Raw genomic sequence first — 16,131 nt, forward strand, 5'->3', positions numbered from 1 at the left:
TGGTCAGCGCTCCGCCGGCGCCGGGCGGCCGTCCCGCTCAGTAGGCGGTGGCGACGCTCACTCCGCTGAAGCCGTCCACCGCGTACAGGCTGATGTAGTGGGTGCCGGCCGGCGGGTTGTCGACCGTCAGGGTGTGGCTGTTGCCGGGGCCGGTGGCGCGCTGGGTGTAACTGCCGGTGCCCGCCCAGCCGTCGGCGCTGTAGTACAGGTCCGCGTCGCCCGTGCCGCCGGAGGTGGTGATGGTCAGCCGGGAGGTGCCGGCCGGGACGCGCAGATAGAGGTAGGCGTAGTTCCCGGTGGTGGCGGACTGGCCGGCGCGCGCGCAGTTCTGGCCCAGCTCCCGCGCGTCGGTGCCGGTGCACTGGGTGGCGGGCGGGGTGGTGGTGCCGCCGCTGCAACTGCCGGCCGCGCAGGACGCCAGCCAGGTGCGCCAGTCGCTGTCGTAGCGGGTGCCGACGGTGCCGGTGAGATAGCTGCGGGCGGCGTTCCAGTCACCGGCGCGGTAGTCGCCGAGCACGGTGGCCATGTCGGAGGGATGGTGCTCCAGCATGTACCGGACGGCGAGATAGCCCCAGCGGTAGACGCGCGTGGTGTCGTTGTCGTAGGTGGTGTCGAACAGCGTGCTCAGGGCGTACGTGCCGCGGCCCGCCTCGTCCATGGCCTCGGGGTAGGGGACACCGCGGTAGGAGTAGGAGACGTACTCCGCGAAGCCCTCGATCCACCAGACGGTCGGTGTGGTGACGCCCGCGTCGAAGTCGCCGTACATGTCGAAGCGGCCGTCGAGGTAGTGCGTGTACTCGTGGTTGAGGTTCCAGATCTGGAAGTCCGGGCGCAGCCATTCGGCCTCGTAGGCGACGAAGCGCGGCTGGTTTCCGGCCGCCGCCGGGTCGCCCTCCAGATACATGCCGCCGTTGTTGGTGTCGATGCCGTACATGGCACCGGCGTACGTCTGGTAGTCGGCGCTGGAGTCGTAGACGACGACCTCGATGGTGCTGTTGCGGTCGTCGGAGACCGGGCCCTTGTCCTTGACCACACCGTGGAAGTAGGCGTCCTGGCCGCGCAGGCTGGAGCAGGTGGCGGCCAACTCCGCCGAGGTCATCTGCTGCGCCTTGATCGTGATGCCGGCGCTGCACGGGTAGGTCGTGGTGAGGACGGCCCTGGTCAGCTGCGCCGCGAGGTCGCAGGTGCCGTACACGGAGCAGTTCGCCCGGTCGTAGTAGTCCGTCATCTCGGCGACACCGACCCACAGCGGCGCGGTGGCGCCGGTGAGGGAACCGGCGTGCAGCAGGGCGACGGCGAGCGGCTGGACCTTGGACCGCAGCGAGGCGTGCTGGAGGAACCGGCCGAGTTCCCGGCCCGCGTTGGACGTCAGGTACGACTGGTCCGTGCCGAGCAGGGCGAGGTGGCCGGAGGCGAAGCGGTACAGGGAGTCGATCAGGCTCGGGTCGGCCTCGACGGCCGTGACGAACTCGGGCACCTGGTGGCCCCGGAAGGTCACCGTGTACACGTTGTTGACCGCGTTGAGCATCCACCAGGACGCGTTCCACGACGTGTCGTAGTCCGCCAGCAGCCGCTTGAGGACGTAGAGGTAGCGGGCGTTCTCCTCGGCGCTGTCGATGAGGGTGACGGCCTCGGCGAGGGTCTCGCCGTTGGCGTCGGTGACGTCGTGGGAGTGCGCGCTCGCGAAGAAGGCGTCGAGACCGCCGCGGATCGCCGTGCGCAGGGTGCTGCCGTAGGGGCCCACCGCGTCCGCGTTGTAGTACTGCACGTAGTAACCGGCGCGCAGGTAGAGGACGGTCTGCGGCATGCCGGTGCTCGCGTCGCCGGGGTAGGCGGCCGAGCCGTCGCGCAGCGCGTCGGCGACGGTGGCCATCTGGGCTTCGCGGAAGGCGCCGCGCGCGTCGTCCCCGGTCAGGTTGAACAGGGTGTTGACGCAGTCGGTGGTGGACGCCTGGATCTGCCGCACCAGAGCACTGCCGGTGCGGGTGGTGAAGGCGGAGACGTCGCAGGTGGCGGCGGCGCGCTTCTTCCCGGGGGCGCCGCCGGCCGCCGTCTCCATCGACTTGGAGGGCCGCACCGGCGGCTTCGCCGTCTCGCCGTAGGGCTTCTTGAGGTTGTCGTCGCTCGCGGCCAGCGGGGGCAGTTCGGACGCTTTCAGGCGTCCCCGGCCCGTGTGTCCGGTCGCGGTCGTGGCGGACTGCGCCGCGGGTGGGGCTCCGGTGTGCCGCGCGCCGTGCGCCGAGGGTGCGGGTGCGGCGGACGCGGGCGATGCGGCGGATGCGGTGGTCGCCGTCCGCGCGCCGGCCTGCTGTGCCGGCAGACCGACGGCCAGGGCGAGGGCCAGGGCCAGCGGCACTGCCGCGCCCAGACTTCGCCGGAATCGCCGGACCGGTGACTTTCTCACTGCGCCTCCCATGAGGGGCCGGGCCACGCGGTGCGTGGCCGATGGGATGGGGAGGTCGTGTTCAGGGGAGGGCCGTGCCGCCGACGGGTCGGATCGCACGGCCGCGCCACGATTGACATGGCCACGACCTGCGCCATGTACCATTGCACAGGTCACATGTCTCAGGGAAGGCGTCCGGAGGAATTGAGGGCTTCCCGCAGGTGGACAGGGGACGGCGGGCAGGCGTGCGGCGGCAGGGGGCCGTGCGGCGGCGGGGCATACGAAAGCCGCCGCGCCGGACTCGGTCGGCGCGGCGGGATCGGAAGGGGGAGGGAGCGGGGAGAGGGAAGGGGCGGCGGAGGGTCAGCGGTTGTGGAGCCGCAGGGCCGGTCCGGGCTGTTCGGGCTCGGGCCGGCCGTCCGCCCACAGGGTGCGCACATGCGAGAGGTGGCGGCGCATGCACTCCTCCGCCTCCCGGCCCCGGCCGGCCACCAGCAGATCGAGGAGCTCGACGTGCTCCTCGGCGGAGGCGACCAGACGGCCGGTCTCGTTCAGACTCCCGAGCCCGAACAGCCGGGAGCGCTTGCGCAGATCGGCCACCACGGCCACCAGATGGTGGTTGCCCGCCAGGGACAGCAGCTCCAGATGGAACCGGTGGTCGGCCTCCAGGTACTTCAGGACGTCGTGCTCCCGCGCCGCCGTGACGATCTGCTGCGCCAGCGGACGCAGCGCCTCCAACTGCTCGGTGCTCGCCGAGGCGGCGACGCGGCCCACGGTGGGGACCTCGATCAGGGCGCGGATGTCGGTGAACTCGTCGAGGTCCCGCTCGGTCATCTCCGTGACCCGGAAGCCCTTGTTGCGCACCGCCTCGACCAGGCCCTCCCGGGCCAGGTCCAGCATGGCCTCGCGCACCGGGGTGGCGGAGACGCCGAGCTCGCCCGCGAGGGCGGGGGCCGAGTAGATCACACCAGGGCGCAGCTCACCGGCGATGAGCGCCGCCCGCAGCGCGTCGGCGACCTGGTCGCGCAGATGGGTCTGGACGGAGATCGCCCGCGGTTCGAGATGGGCCATCCGTGCGCTCCTCCGTGTGACCGGTCTGCGGTGCTCAGCCCGATGACCTCCCACTATACAATGTCACGTTGCTCCACGGCCTTCTCCGGGACCACCGGAGCCGGATGCAGCGCCGCCCCCGGCGAAGGCGCTCAGGATCCGTTCGGCGGCGAGAGTGGCCGTCAGACGGCCCTGCCTGACCTGCTGTTCGAGCTCGGGCGCCAGAGAGCGGACGGCCGGGTCGGCGTGCAGCCGGCCCAGCAGCTCGTCGTGGACCATGCTCCAGGTCCAGTCGACCTGCTGCGCACGGCGCTTGGCGGTGAGGCGGCCCGCCGAGTCCAGCAGGGCGCGGTGCTGCTCCAGACGTTCCCAGACGGTGTCCAGACCGGTCGACTCGCGGGCGCTGCAACTGAGCACCGGCGGCGTCCAGAAGGCGTCCTTCCCGTGCATCAGCCGCAGCGCACCGGCCAGTTCGCGGCCCGCCGCGCGGGCGTCGCGCTCGTGCGGCCCGTCCGCCTTGTTCACCGCGATCACGTCGGCCAGCTCCAGCACGCCCTTCTTGATGCCCTGCAACTGGTCGCCGGTGCGGGCCAGGGTGAGCAGCAGGAAGGAGTCGACCATGCCCGCGACGGCCGTCTCGGACTGGCCCACCCCGACCGTCTCCACCAGCACCACGTCGTAGCCCGCGGCCTCCATGACCACGATCGACTCGCGGGTCGCCTTGGCCACCCCGCCGAGGGTGCCCGCGCTGGGGGAGGGCCGGACGAACGCCGCCGGGTCGACGGCCAGCCGCTCCATACGGGTCTTGTCGCCGAGGATGGAACCGCCGGTCCGGGTGGAGGACGGGTCGACGGCGAGCACCGCCACCCGGTGCCCCTGCCCGGTCAGCATGGTGCCGAAGGCGTCGATGAACGTCGACTTGCCGACGCCCGGCACCCCGCTCACCCCGATCCGCCGGGCCCGGCCGCTGTGCGGCATCAGCTGGGTCAGCAACTCCTGGGCCAGCGCCCGGTGCTGCGGCCGCACCGACTCCACCAGTGTGATCGCGCGGGCCACCAGCGCCCGCTTGCCGTCCAGGACGCCCTTGACGTACGTGTCCAGATCGATGGCCATCAGCTCACCGGCTCACAGCTCGTCGTGGCCGAGATCCGCCGCCAGCCGCGTCACCAGGTCGCGGGCCGCGTCGGGGATCACCGTGCCGGGCGGGAAGACGGCCGTCGCGCCCATCTCCAGGAGCGTCGGTACGTCCTGCGGCGGGATCACCCCGCCCACCACGATCATGATGTCGCCGCGGCCCTCCTCGGCGAGCGCCTCGCGCAGCGCGGGCACCAGCGTCAGATGCCCGGCGGCCAGCGACGACACCCCGACGATGTGCACGTCCGCCTCGACGGCCTGCCGGGCGACCTCCGCCGGGGTCTGGAACAGCGGGCCGACGTCCACGTCGAAGCCCAGGTCGGCGAAGGCCGTGGCGATCACCTTCTGGCCGCGGTCGTGGCCGTCCTGGCCCATCTTGGCGACCAGGATGCGCGGTCGGCGGCCCTCGGCCTCCGCGAAGTCGTCCACCACCGCGCGGGTGCGGTCCACGTCCGGCGACTGGCCTGCCTCGTTGCGGTACACACCGGAGATGGTACGGATCTGGCCCGCGTGCCGCCCGTACACCTTCTCCAGGGCGTCGCTGATCTCCCCGACGGTCGCCTTGGCACGGGCCGCCCGCACCGCCAGCTCCAGCAGGTTGCCCTCGCCGCCGGCCGCCCGGGTCAGGGCGTCCAGCGCGTCCCGGCACGCCGTCTCGTCCCGCTCCTCGCGCAGCCGCCGCAGCTTGGCGATCTGCTGGGTGCGCACCGAGGAGTTGTCGACCTTGAGCACCTCGATCTGCTCGTCGCTGTCCACCCGGTACTTGTTCACCCCGATCACCGGCTGCCGCCCGGAGTCGATGCGCGCCTGGGTGCGGGCCGCCGCCTCCTCCACGCGCAGCTTGGGGATGCCCGCGTCGATGGCCTGCGCCATGCCGCCCGCCTGCTCCACCTCCTGGATGTGCTGCCACGCGCGGCGGGCCAGGTCGTACGTCAGCCGCTCCACGTACGCGCTGCCGCCCCACGGGTCGATCACCCGGGTGGTGCCGGACTCCTGCTGGATCAGCAGCTGGGTGTTGCGGGCGATGCGCGCGGAGAAGTCGGTGGGCAGCGCCAGCGCCTCGTCCAGGGCGTTGGTGTGCAGCGACTGGGTGTGCCCCTGGGTGGCCGCCATCGCCTCCACACAGGTGCGCGTGACGTTGTTGAACACGTCCTGCGCGGTCAGCGACCAGCCGGAGGTCTGCGAATGGGTGCGCAGGGACAGCGACTTGGCGTTCTTCGGGTCGAACTGCCTGACCAGCTTGGCCCACAGCAGCCGGGCCGCGCGCAACTTGGCGATCTCCATGAAGAAGTTCATGCCGATCGCCCAGAAGAACGACAGCCGGGGCGCGAAGGCGTCCACGTCCAGGCCCGCGTCCCGGCCCGCCCGGATGTACTCCACGCCGTCCGCCAGCGTGTACGCCAGCTCCAGGTCGGCCGTCGCGCCCGCCTCCTGGATGTGGTACCCGGAGATCGAGATGGAGTTGTAGCGGGGCATCCGCTGCGAGGTGAAGGCGAAGATGTCGGAGATGATCCGCATCGACGGCTTCGGCGGATAGATGTAGGTGTTGCGGACCATGAACTCCTTGAGGATGTCGTTCTGGATGGTCCCGGCCAGCTTCTCCGCGGGGACGCCCTGCTCCTCCGCGGCCACGATGTACAGCGCCAGCACCGGCAGCACCGCGCCGTTCATCGTCATCGACACCGTCATCCGGTCCAGCGGGATGCCGTCGAAGAGCTGCCGCATGTCGTAGATCGAGTCGATCGCCACGCCCGCCATGCCGACGTCACCGGTCACCCGCGGGTGGTCGCTGTCGTAGCCGCGGTGCGTGGGCAGGTCGAAGGCGACCGACAGGCCCTTCTGACCGGCCGCCAGATTGCGCCGGTAGAACGCGTTGGACTCCTCCGCCGTGGAGAAGCCCGCGTACTGGCGGATCGTCCAGGGCTGGTTGACGTACATCGTCGGGTACGGGCCGCGCAGATACGGGGCGACGCCCGGGAAGGTGTCCAGGAAGTCCAGGCCCTCCAGGTCCTGCCCGGTGTACAGCGGCTTGACGGTGATGCCCTCGGGCGTCTCCCAGAGCAGGTCGTCGCCGTCGGCGGCCTTCTGCACCGCGGTGCGCCACTCGTCGGCGCCGCCGTCGGGGCGCGGCTCTCCGAGCTCGATCGCCGAGAAGTCGGGGACGGACATCAGGACACTCCCATGCGGTCGAGTGCGGCGGAGAGCACGGCGACGGCGTCGCAGCCGGCGAAGACGTAGGTGTCCACGCCCTCGTACGGTCCGGGGCGGCCGGCGAGGAACACATGCCCGGCGCCCGCCTCCCGCAAGCCCCGGACGACCACGTCGGCCTGCTCCTCGTACAGCGCGTCGCTGGAGCACAGGCACGCCTCGCGCGCGCCGCTCTCCTCGAAGGTGCCCTCGGTGACCGGTTCGATGCCGCCCGCCTGGAACAGGTTGGCGGCGAAGGTGAGCCGGGCGGTGTGCGCGGCGGCCGGGCCGAGCGCCGCCAGATACACGCGGGGCCGGGCCCCGGTCGCGGCGAGGTGGGCGTCGGAGCGGGCCCGCAGCTCCTCGAACGCCTCGTCCCGGCGCACCCGGGGCAGCCCGCCGGACGGCGGCTCGGGCGCCGGTTCGCGCACCACCGGCTTCTCCGCCAGGTGCGGGAACTCGCTGACGCCGGTGACCGGTTCGCGGCGCTTGGCGAGTTTCGCGCTGCGCGCGGCCCAGGTCGCCGCCAGCCGCTCGCCGACCAGCCCGGAGCGCAGCGCGGGCCCCTGGCCTCCGGCGCGCTCGATCTCCTGGAAGAACTCCCAGCCCGCGTGGGCGAGTTCGTCGGTCAGCCGCTCCACGTACCAGGAGCCGCCCGCCGGGTCGACCACCCGGGACAGCTGCGACTCCTCGACGAGGATGACGGAGGTGTTGCGGGCGATCCGCCGGGCGAACGCGTCGGGCAGGCCGAGCGCGTGGTCGAAGGGCAGCACGGTCACCGCGTCGGCGCCGCCCACCCCGGCGGCCAGCGCGGCCACCGTGGTGCGCAGGATGTTCACCCACGGGTCGCGGCGCGTCATCATCACCGAGGAGGTCACCGCGTGCTGGAGCTGACCGCCCGCGCGGGGTGCCCCGCACACCTCGGCCACCCGCGCCCACAGCCGCCGGGCGGCGCGCAGCTTGGCGATGGTCAGGAACTGGTCGGCGGTCGCGGCGTAGCGGAACTCCAGCTGCGCCAGCGCCTGGGCGGTGTCAAGACCGGCCCCGGTCAGTTCACGCAGATAGGCGACGCCGGTCGCCAGCGAGCAGCCCAGCTCCTGCGCGGCCGAGCCGCCGGCCTCGTGGTACGGCAGCGCGTCCACGGTCAGCGCGCGCAGCCCCGGGTACCGTGCCGCGCACAGCCGGGCCGCCTCCGCCGCGGACGCCGTGTCGCGGGGCCGGCCGGTGCGGGCCTCCAGGCCCAGCGGGTCGGCGCCCAGGTTGCCGCGGGCCGCGTCGGCGGCCACCTCGCGCTCGGCGAACAGCCGCAGCAGCTCGCGCGCGGCCGGTTCCGCCGCCTCGCCCGCGTCCAGGACGACCGGGGCCAGGTCGAGGTAGACGCCGTCGAGGACGGTGCCGAGCGCGGAAACGGGGATGCCGCCTTCGCCGACGGCCAGCCACAGCGAGGTGACGCCGTTCTCCAGGTCGTTCAGGACGGGCGCCGCCTCGGCCACCGTGTGCCGCTGGCGCACGTCCCAGCCGCCGACCGTGCTCCCCTCGGCCTTCCCGCCGCGCACGAACGGCGGGAAGCCGGGCAGGCCGGGGTCGGGCGCGTGGTCGCGCGCGGTGTACAGGGGACGGGCGCGCAACCCGTCCTCCAGCGCGGTGGACAGAGCGCCCTCCGCCTCGTCGTCCGGTACTTCCCGGCCCGACTTGCGCAGCACACCCGCCACCAGGTGGCGCCACTGCTCATGCGTCGCGTCAGGGAAGTCGGCCGCCAGGGAGAGCCCGTCGTCAGGCAGGACCGTCATGGTCGGATGCTAGGGCAGTCCGGTGGAGCGCAGGCAGAGGCCGAGGTTGTGACCTTGTTCTCTCCCGGAGTGTGGCGTAGGCCGCTCGGGTGAAAGCGACGGCGCGCTGCCGCCCGCGTGGGGCGGGTGGCCGTACGGGTCCTTCCGCGCCCGAGCCCGGAAACGGGGCCGCGGGCGGGGCGGGGCGAGGCGGGGGCGGGTCGCGCGGGCGGAGGCGGCGCGCTGCCGGGGGCCGGGCCGTGCCGGGAGGACCGCTTGGCGCCCCCGCGGCGGTGCTTCCGGCGCGGCCGGCCGGTGGCCCCGCCCGGTCGTCGAGGCCGCGTCCGGTGCCGGCGAGCGGCTCGCCGGCACGGTGTGCCCCCTTCAGCGGTGACGGGTACGGCCTCACGGTGGTGAGGCCGGTGCGGGGGCCGGGCAGGTGGGCGCCGGGGTCTCGGGGAGGGGGCCGGTGTCCGCGCCGGGCAGCATCACCCGGGCGCTCGCCAGCAGTGCCGCCGTCACCTCGTCGAGGTCGAGGCGGCGTTCCACGGCGCGCAGCCGGGGCAGGCCCGCCCGGGTGCTGGCGCGCGGCGGGGCGAGGAGCTGGCAGCAGTCCTCGTCGGGCAGCACCGAGATCTCCGCGGTGCCGACGCGCACGGCCTCGTCGATGATCTCCTGCTTCTCCCAGCCGATCAGCGGACGCAGCACCGGCAGCGCCGCCGCCTCGTCCACCGCCGCGAGGTTGGCCAGCGTCTGGCTGGCCACCTGCCCCAGGCTGTCGCCGGTCACCAGCGCCTCGGCGCCGGTACGGGCGGCGAGTGCCGAGGCGGTGCGGATCATCAGGCGGCGCTGGGCGACGACCTGGAGCCGCCCGGCGCCCGCCACGGCGAGCTGCTTCTGCGCCTTGCCCAGCGCGATGACGTGCAGCCGTCCGGGCGGCTGGTACCGGTTCAGCTCCCGGGCCAGGGCGTATGCCTTGTACACCGACGCCGGGTTCGTGTACGGGGCGCCGCTGAAGTGCACGAAGTCGCAGTGCAGCCCGCGCCGCATGGCCCGGTGCGCGGCCACCGGAGAGTCGTAGCCCCCGGACAGCAGCGCGAGGGCCCGCCCGCTGGAGCCGACCGGCAGCCCGGTCAGCCCCCGGTGCCGCCGCCAGGACAGGTACGTCTCCTTGCGGTCGATCTCCACGGACAGCGTCACCTCGGGCCGGGTGAGGTCGACGCGCAGCCCGGGGACAGCGCGCAGGACCTCCGCCCCCAGATGCCCCGCCACCTGCGACGACGTCAGCGGGAACTGCTTGTCCCGGCGCCGGGCCCGGACCGCGAAGCCGAGTCCGGGCCGCTCGGCACCGGCCGCGCTCAGCTCGGCGACGGCCGTCCGGGTGATCTCCTCCAGGGTGCTGGGCACCCGCAGGGCCGGTTCGACGGAGTTGAAGCCGATCACCCGGCGCGCCCGCTCCACCAGCGCGTCCTGCGGGACCTGCCCGCCGACCACGGTGACGTTCTGCGCGGTCTTGATCCAGGTCGAGCCGCCGATCCCGCGCAGCGCGATCCGCAGGTTGTCGTGCAGCCGCTCGGTGAACCGGTGCCGGTTGCGGCCCTTGAGGAAGATCTCGCCGTGCTTGAGCAGGACGCAGGCGCCGTGCGGCGCGGTACCCGCCCGGGGAGCGGGCACCTGGGGGTTGCCGGACATGGCGGACATGTGAGCCTCTCAGAAGTCCCAGTCGTCGTCGGAGGTGTTCTCCGCCTTGCCCATGACGTACGAGGAGCCGGAACCGGAGAAGAAGTCGTGGTTCTCGTCCGCGCCGGGCGAGAGCGCCGCCAGGATCTCCGGGTTGACCTCGGTCTCGTCCGCGCCGAAGCGGGCCGGGTAACCGAGGTTCATCAGCGCCTTGTTCGCGTTGTAGCGGACGAAGACGGCCACGTCGTCCATCAGGCCCAGCGGCTCGTACAGCTCGCCCGAGTAGCACAGCTCCAGCTCGTACAGCTCCTCCAGCAGCGCATGGGTGAAGGCGCGCATCTCCTCCTGGCCCGCCGCCGTCAGCCGCTCAAGGCCGCGCTGGAACTTGTAGCCGGAGTAGTAGCCGTGCACCGCCTTGTCGCGCAGGATCAGCCGGATCATGTCGGCGGTGTTGGTGAGCAGCGCGTGCGTGGAGAAGTGCAGCGGCAGATAGAAGCCCGCGTACAGCAGCAGCGACGACAGCAGCGTGGAGGCGACCTTCCGCTTGAGCGGGTCGTCACCGTAGTAGTGCGCGAGCACCGTCTTGCAGCGCTGCTGGAGGACGTCGTTGGCCACCGCCCAGCGGTAGGCGTCGTCGATCTCCGGGGTGCTGGAGAGGGTGGAGAACACCGAGGAGTAGCTGCGGGCGTGCACGGCCTGCATGAAGGCGATGTTGGTGTAGACGGCCTGCTCGTGCTCGGTGCGCGCGTCCTGGATCTGCACGATCTCACCGACCGTGGCCTGCACGGTGTCGAGCATGGTCAGACCGGTGAACACCCGCATGGTCAGGGTGCGTTCGTCCGCGGTGAGCCGCTGCTGCCAGGCGCCCACGTCGTTGGAGAGCGGCACCTTCTCGGGCAGCCAGAAGTTGGCGGTGAGCCGGTTCCACACCTCCAGGTCCTTCTCGTCGGTGACGCGGTTCCAGTTGACCGGGCGCAGCCGGGCGGCCGGGTCCTGGCGGAAGGCCGGCGGGGTGACCGAGATCTCGGTCAGCGGGGCGGGGGTGGTGGTCATCGGGGTGCTTTCGTGAACGGGGCGTGCGAGGGGGTCACAGGGTGCAGGACAGGCAGTTCTCGATCTCGGTGCCCTCCAGGGCCTCCTGGCGCAGCCGGATGTAGTAGAGCGTCTTGATGCCCTGGCGCCAGGCGAGGATCTGCGCCTTGTTGAGGTCGCGGGTGGTGGCCGTGTCCCGGAAGAACAAGGTGCAGCTGAGCCCCTGGTCGACATGGCGGGTGGCCGCCGCGTAGGTGGCGATGATCTTCTCGTAGCCGATCTCGTACGCGTCCTGGAAGTACTCCAGGTTGTCGTTGTCCATGTGCGGCGCCGGGTAGTAGACGCGGCCGAGCTTGCCCTCCTTGCGGATCTCCACCTTGGAGGCGATCGGGTGGATGGAGGCGGTCGAGTCGTTGATGTAGCTGATGGACCCGGTCGGCGGGACGGCCTGGAGGTACTGGTTGTAGATGCCGTGCTCCCGCACCGAGCGCTTCAGCTCGCGCCAGTCGTCCTGGGTGGGCAGCGCGATCCCCGCGTCGGCGAACAGCTCCCGCACCCGCGCGGTGGCCGGCTCCCAGGCCCGCTCGGTGTACTTGTCGAAGTACGAGCCGTCGGCGTACGCGGACTTCTCGAACCCGTCGAAGGCGGTGCCGCGTTCGATCGCGATCCGGTTCGAGGCGCGCAGCGCGTGGTAGGCGATCGTGTAGAAGTACAGGTCGGTGAAGTCGATGCCCTCCTCGCTGCCGTAGTGGATGCGCTGCGAGGCGAGGTAGCCGTGCAGGTTCATCTGGCCCAGGCCGATGGAGTGCGACAGGTCGTTGCCGTGCGCCACGGACGGCACCGCGTCGATGTGCGACTGGTCGGAGACGGACGTCAGGCCGCGCACCGCGGTCTCCACGCTCGCGCCGAGGTCGGGGGAGGCCATGGCGGCGGCGATGTTCAGCGAGCCCAGGTTGCAGGAGATGTCCCGGCCGACGGTCTCGTAGCCGAGCGAGGCGTCGTACGTGCTCGGCGTGTTCACCTGGAGGATCTCCGAGCACAGGTTGGACATGTTGATCCAGCCCGGGATCGGGTTGGCCCGGTTCACGGTGTCCTCGAACAGCAGGTACGGGTAGCCCGACTCGAACTGCAGCTCCGCGATCGTCTTGAAGAACTCGCGGGCGCTGAGCGTGGTCTTGCGGATGCGCGGGTTGGCGACCAGGTCGTCGTAGTGCTCGCTGACGGAGAGATCGGCCAGCGGCCTGCCGTACTCGCGCTCCACGTCGTAGGGCGAGAACAGGTGCATGTCCTCGTTGCGCTTGGCCAGTTCGAAGGTGATGTCCGGGACGACCACGCCCAGCGACAGCGTCTTGATGCGGATCTTCTCGTCCGCGTTCTCCCGCTTGGTGTCCAGGAACCGCATGATGTCCGGGTGGTGGGCGTGCAGGTAGACCGCGCCCGCGCCCTGGCGCGCGCCGAGCTGGTTGGCGTAGGAGAAGGAGTCCTCCAGCAGCTTCATCACCGGGACCACCCCGGAGGACTGGTTCTCGATCTTCTTGATCGGGGCGCCCTGTTCGCGCAGGTTGGTCAGCAGCAGCGCCACCCCGCCGCCGCGCTTGGACAGCTGGAGCGCCGAGTTGACGCCCCGGCCGATGGACTCCAGGTTGTCCTCGACGCGCAGCAGGAAGCAGGAGACCAGCTCGCCGCGCTGCGCCTTGCCCGCGTTGAGGAAGGTCGGTGTGGCCGGCTGGAAGCGGCCGGTCATCATCTCGTCCACCAGCCGGGACGCCAGCGCCTCGTCCCCGGCGCCGAGGAAGAGCGCGGTCGCGGCCACCCGGTCCTCGTAGCGCTCCAGGTAGCGGGAGCCGTCGAAGGTCTTGAGCGTGTACGACGTGTAGTACTTGAACGCGCCGAGGAAGGTGCGGAAGCGGTGCTCGTGGGCATACGCCCGCCGGTACAGGCCCTTGACGAACTCCCAGTCGTAGCGCCGGATCGGGGCTTCCTCGTAGTAGTCGTTCTCGATCAGGTGGTCGATCTTCTCCTTGAGGGTGGGGAAGACCACCGTGTTCGGGTTGACGTGCTGGAGGAAGTACTGGCGTACGGCCTCGCGGTCCTTGTCGAACTGGATGCGGCCGTCGCAGTCGTACATGTTCAGCAGGGCGTTGAGCGCGTGGTAGTCCTTGCGCGTACCGACCGACTCGCGCTGGGCGGTGATCACGCCGCCGCCGATGAGTGTCGTGTCCAAAACGTCCTCAGTCCTTCCCTCACGGCACGGACGTCGCGCTCCGTGCCCAGCAGTTCGAATCGGTACAGCTCCGGAACCCCGCACTTCGCCGCGATCACCCGTCCGGCCAGGCAGTAGTCCACGCCGAAGTTGGTGTTGCCGGACGCGATGACCCCGCGCAGCAGCGCGCGGTTGGCCTCGACGTTCAGAAAGCGGATCACCTGCCTGGGGACCGCCCCGGCGCGTTCGCCGCCGCCGTAGGTCGGCGTGATCAGCACATACGGCCCGGCCACCCGTGGCAGCCCGGCGCGGTGCGGATGCAGGGGGATGCGCGTGGCGGGCAGACCCAGCTTCTCCACGAAGCGCTTGGTGTTCTCCGAGACGCTGGAGAAATACACGAGGCCGCTCATCGACCGCCGCTCCTCTCGCTCGTTCCCGTCCCTGTCCGAGGACCGGGGGAGGAGGAGCGTCGCGGCGCGTACGGCGGGGCCGGGCGGCGGCGGAAGAAGGGCACGCCGGACCCGGGTCCGTGCTGCTGCCACGCGGCCCTCCCTCGGGGCCTCGGAGCACGCACGCCGCTCGTCGGCGTACGCACCGGTGGCAGGTCTTCGGACTCGCGGGCGTGTCTCGTGTCGTACGAGACGTCTACTGGCCGTCGCTTCCCAGGCCCGGTCCACCGGGTCCAGTGCGTATGACGGCGGTCGTTCCCGCTCACCGCTGCGGGGCAGTCCCGGATTCCCACCGGGTTCCCTCTTGCCTCGCCGGGCACCGGAGTGCCTGGCGAACCACCAGCACGGCCAACACTACATCTAGAACGCTGCCGTGGTGCACAGCCCCAGATGTTGTGTCTTCGGGAAAACTTAGGTATACCTAAGCCCTGTCGCGGCGGCGGTGGCGCACGGCGCGCGGACCCGGACACGGCACGGGCGGGAAGCGCCGTACCCGCGCTTCCCGCCCGTCTCCCGGGCACCGCCGCGGCCCTCACCGCGCCGGTGCCGCGCGCACCCCTCGGTACGCGCCGCGTCCGGACCCCTCAGTCCGGCCGCAGGCTCATCCCCGCTATCCCCGCTCGCACCCCCCGGCTCCCGTCCGGCGCACCAGATGGCGCGCGTACGCGTCCGGGGTGAAGAACAGCGGCAGCTCACCGGCGAGCGCGGTGCGCTCGAACAGCGCGCGCACCTCCTCCAGCGGCGCCCACGGGTAGGCGGCGCCCAGCGCGGCCAGCTCGTCGTCGAGCACCCGGCCCACCGTCTCCCGGTCGACCACCCGGTGCCGCAGCCACTGCCAGATCTGCGTCCGGGCGACCTCGGCGGTGGCCGTGTCCTCCAGCACCCCGTCCACGACGACCGTGCCCCGGCCGCCGAGCCAGGCGGCGAAGCAGCGCAGCGCGACGGCGACGCCCGTGCGCACCCCCTCCGGGGTCGGCGGGGCGCTGATCCGCCGCACCGACAGCAGCTCGGCGGCGCCCGCCTCGACGTCCTCGCGGGTGCGGTCGAGCTGGTGCGGCCGCTCGCCGAGGACCCCGTCGAACGCCTCCCGGCAGACCGGGACCAGCTCGGGACGGGCCACCTGGGACCCGTCGAAGCCGTCCTCCGCCTCCCGCTCCTTGTCCAGCCGGACCGCGGCGACGGCCGCCTCGCGCGCCGCCGCGTCCGCGCCCGGCACCTGGGCCGCCCGGCCGCCGACGGCATGCGCGCCGCGCCGGTGGCAGGTGCGCACCAGCAGCTCGGTGTACGCCCGCAGGAACGGCGCCGTCATCGGCACCCCCGCCCGGTCCGGCAGCAGGAAGTCGGTGCGGTGGCCGAAGGTGCGCACGAGGCTGAAGAGGTAGTCCCGGCGGCCCGCGGTCAGGCCGGCGCCGTGCTCGCGCAGCTCGTAGAGGATCTCCTCCATCTCGAAGGCGGCGGTGACCGTCTCGATCAGCACGGTGGCCCGGACGGTGCCCCGGGGAATGCCCAGCAGCTCCTGGGCGAGCAGGAACACGTCGTTCCACAGCCGCGCCTCGTACCGGTTCTCCAGCTTGGGCAGCGAGAAGTACGGGCCGCTCCCGTCCTCGGTCCGCCGCCGGGCGCAGTGGAAGAAGTACAGGCCGAAGTCGGCCAGGGCGGCGGGCACCGGCGCGCCGTCGTGCTCCAGGTGCGCCTCGTCCAGGTGCCAGCCGCGCGGGCGGACCATGACGGTGGGGATCCGGCCGCCCCCGCCCGGCCGGTGCTCCCCGCCGCCGGGCGCGGGCGGGCCGATCCGGCCCTCGACGGTGTCGAGCAGGGTCAGCTGCCCGCCCACGATGTTGTCCCACAGCGGTGCGGTGGCGTCCTCGAAGTCGGCCGTCCACACCTGGGCGCCGGAGGCCAGCGCCTCGACGGCCGTCCGGCGGTCCGGCGGCCCGGTGATCTCCACCCGCCGGTCGGCCAGACCGGGCGCGGGCGGCGCGACCCGCCAGAACGGGTCGGCGCGCACGGCGGCGGTCACCATGGGGAAGCCGAGCGGGGAGCCCGACGCCAGCCGCATCGCCTGGCGCCGCCGCTCCTTCAGCAGGTCGCGCCGGCGCTCCGCGAACGCGGCGGCCAGCCGGCCGACGAAGTCCAGGGCCCCGGGGGTCAGGATCTCCTCGTGCCGGGGGCCGGGAGCGGCGAGGACACGGACGGGCCGGGGCGGTGCGAGGGTGGTCATCGGGTTCTCCTTCGGACGCGACA

Annotated in this window: 10 protein-coding genes and 1 riboswitch; all 10 genes read right to left on the minus strand. The window is 72.3% G+C overall.

All coding sequences use genetic code 11. The features are described 5' to 3' along the window. Window positions 1-37: 37 nt before the first annotated feature. Window positions 38-2,416: a M9 family metallopeptidase gene (locus tag R4Z62_RS29785; protein ID WP_491521407.1), complete on the minus strand. Its 2,379-nt coding sequence runs from the start codon at window positions 2,414-2,416 to the stop codon at window positions 38-40. 330 nt (window positions 2,417-2,746) lie between these two features. Further along, the gene (locus R4Z62_RS29790; protein ID WP_355484522.1) at window positions 2,747-3,454 is read right to left on the minus strand and encodes a GntR family transcriptional regulator; all 708 of its coding nucleotides are present in this window, start codon (window positions 3,452-3,454) and stop codon (window positions 2,747-2,749) included. A gap of 63 nt (window positions 3,455-3,517) precedes the next feature. Beyond that, the gene (gene meaB / locus R4Z62_RS29795) at window positions 3,518-4,546 is read right to left on the minus strand and encodes a methylmalonyl Co-A mutase-associated GTPase MeaB (RefSeq protein WP_389597109.1); all 1,029 of its coding nucleotides are present in this window, start codon (window positions 4,544-4,546) and stop codon (window positions 3,518-3,520) included. Window positions 4,547-4,558: 12 nt separating this feature from the next. Beyond that, the gene (gene scpA, locus R4Z62_RS29800; protein WP_064536442.1) at window positions 4,559-6,736 is read right to left on the minus strand and encodes a methylmalonyl-CoA mutase; all 2,178 of its coding nucleotides are present in this window, start codon (window positions 6,734-6,736) and stop codon (window positions 4,559-4,561) included. Continuing rightward, complete coding sequence (locus tag R4Z62_RS29805) at window positions 6,736-8,544, minus strand: methylmalonyl-CoA mutase family protein (protein WP_491521408.1); 1,809 nt, start codon at window positions 8,542-8,544, stop codon at window positions 6,736-6,738. Before R4Z62_RS29805 ends, scpA begins: the two co-directional genes overlap by 1 nt. A 384-nt stretch (window positions 8,545-8,928) precedes the next feature. After that, window positions 8,929-10,215 (minus strand): tRNA uracil 4-sulfurtransferase ThiI, encoded by a 1,287-nt coding sequence (gene thiI / locus R4Z62_RS29810; protein WP_491521409.1) that lies wholly within the window; start codon window positions 10,213-10,215, stop codon window positions 8,929-8,931. Between the two features lie 18 nt (window positions 10,216-10,233). Further along, entirely contained in the window at window positions 10,234-11,256 is a 1,023-nt protein-coding gene (nrdF, locus tag R4Z62_RS29815; protein WP_491521410.1) for a class 1b ribonucleoside-diphosphate reductase subunit beta, read from the minus strand. 34 nt (window positions 11,257-11,290) lie between these two features. Beyond that, complete coding sequence (gene nrdE / locus R4Z62_RS29820; RefSeq protein ID WP_491521411.1) at window positions 11,291-13,459, minus strand: class 1b ribonucleoside-diphosphate reductase subunit alpha; 2,169 nt, start codon at window positions 13,457-13,459, stop codon at window positions 11,291-11,293. Next, window positions 13,429-13,848 (minus strand): class Ib ribonucleoside-diphosphate reductase assembly flavoprotein NrdI, encoded by a 420-nt coding sequence (gene nrdI / locus R4Z62_RS29825; protein ID WP_491521412.1) that lies wholly within the window; start codon window positions 13,846-13,848, stop codon window positions 13,429-13,431. The genes nrdE and nrdI overlap by 31 nt, the downstream gene beginning before the upstream one ends. A 172-nt stretch (window positions 13,849-14,020) precedes the next feature. Beyond that, window positions 14,021-14,243: riboswitch (cobalamin riboswitch) on the minus strand. 254 nt (window positions 14,244-14,497) lie between these two features. Then, on the minus strand, window positions 14,498-16,108 hold the full coding sequence (locus R4Z62_RS29830; RefSeq protein WP_491521413.1) for a malate synthase: 1,611 nt from the start codon (window positions 16,106-16,108) through the stop codon (window positions 14,498-14,500). Between the last annotated feature and the right edge of the window lie 23 nt (window positions 16,109-16,131).

Source organism: Streptomyces sp. PL-25 (assembly GCF_058344915.1).

Excerpts from the sequence above, each read along its gene's own strand:
- R4Z62_RS29785 (WP_491521407.1), bottom strand. The coding sequence starts at position 2,416 with ATGGGAGGCGCAGTGAGAAAGTCACCGGTCCGGCGATTCCGGCGAAGT.
- R4Z62_RS29790 (WP_355484522.1), bottom strand. The coding sequence starts at position 3,454 with ATGGCCCATCTCGAACCGCGGGCGATCTCCGTCCAGACCCATCTGCGC.
- meaB (WP_389597109.1), bottom strand. The coding sequence starts at position 4,546 with ATGGCCATCGATCTGGACACGTACGTCAAGGGCGTCCTGGACGGCAAG.
- scpA (WP_064536442.1), bottom strand. The coding sequence starts at position 6,736 with ATGTCCGTCCCCGACTTCTCGGCGATCGAGCTCGGAGAGCCGCGCCCC.
- R4Z62_RS29805 (WP_491521408.1), bottom strand. The coding sequence starts at position 8,544 with ATGACGGTCCTGCCTGACGACGGGCTCTCCCTGGCGGCCGACTTCCCT.
- thiI (WP_491521409.1), bottom strand. The coding sequence starts at position 10,215 with ATGTCCGGCAACCCCCAGGTGCCCGCTCCCCGGGCGGGTACCGCGCCG.
- nrdF (WP_491521410.1), bottom strand. The coding sequence starts at position 11,256 with ATGACCACCACCCCCGCCCCGCTGACCGAGATCTCGGTCACCCCGCCG.
- nrdI (WP_491521412.1), bottom strand. The coding sequence starts at position 13,848 with ATGAGCGGCCTCGTGTATTTCTCCAGCGTCTCGGAGAACACCAAGCGC.
- R4Z62_RS29830 (WP_491521413.1), bottom strand. The coding sequence starts at position 16,108 with ATGACCACCCTCGCACCGCCCCGGCCCGTCCGTGTCCTCGCCGCTCCC.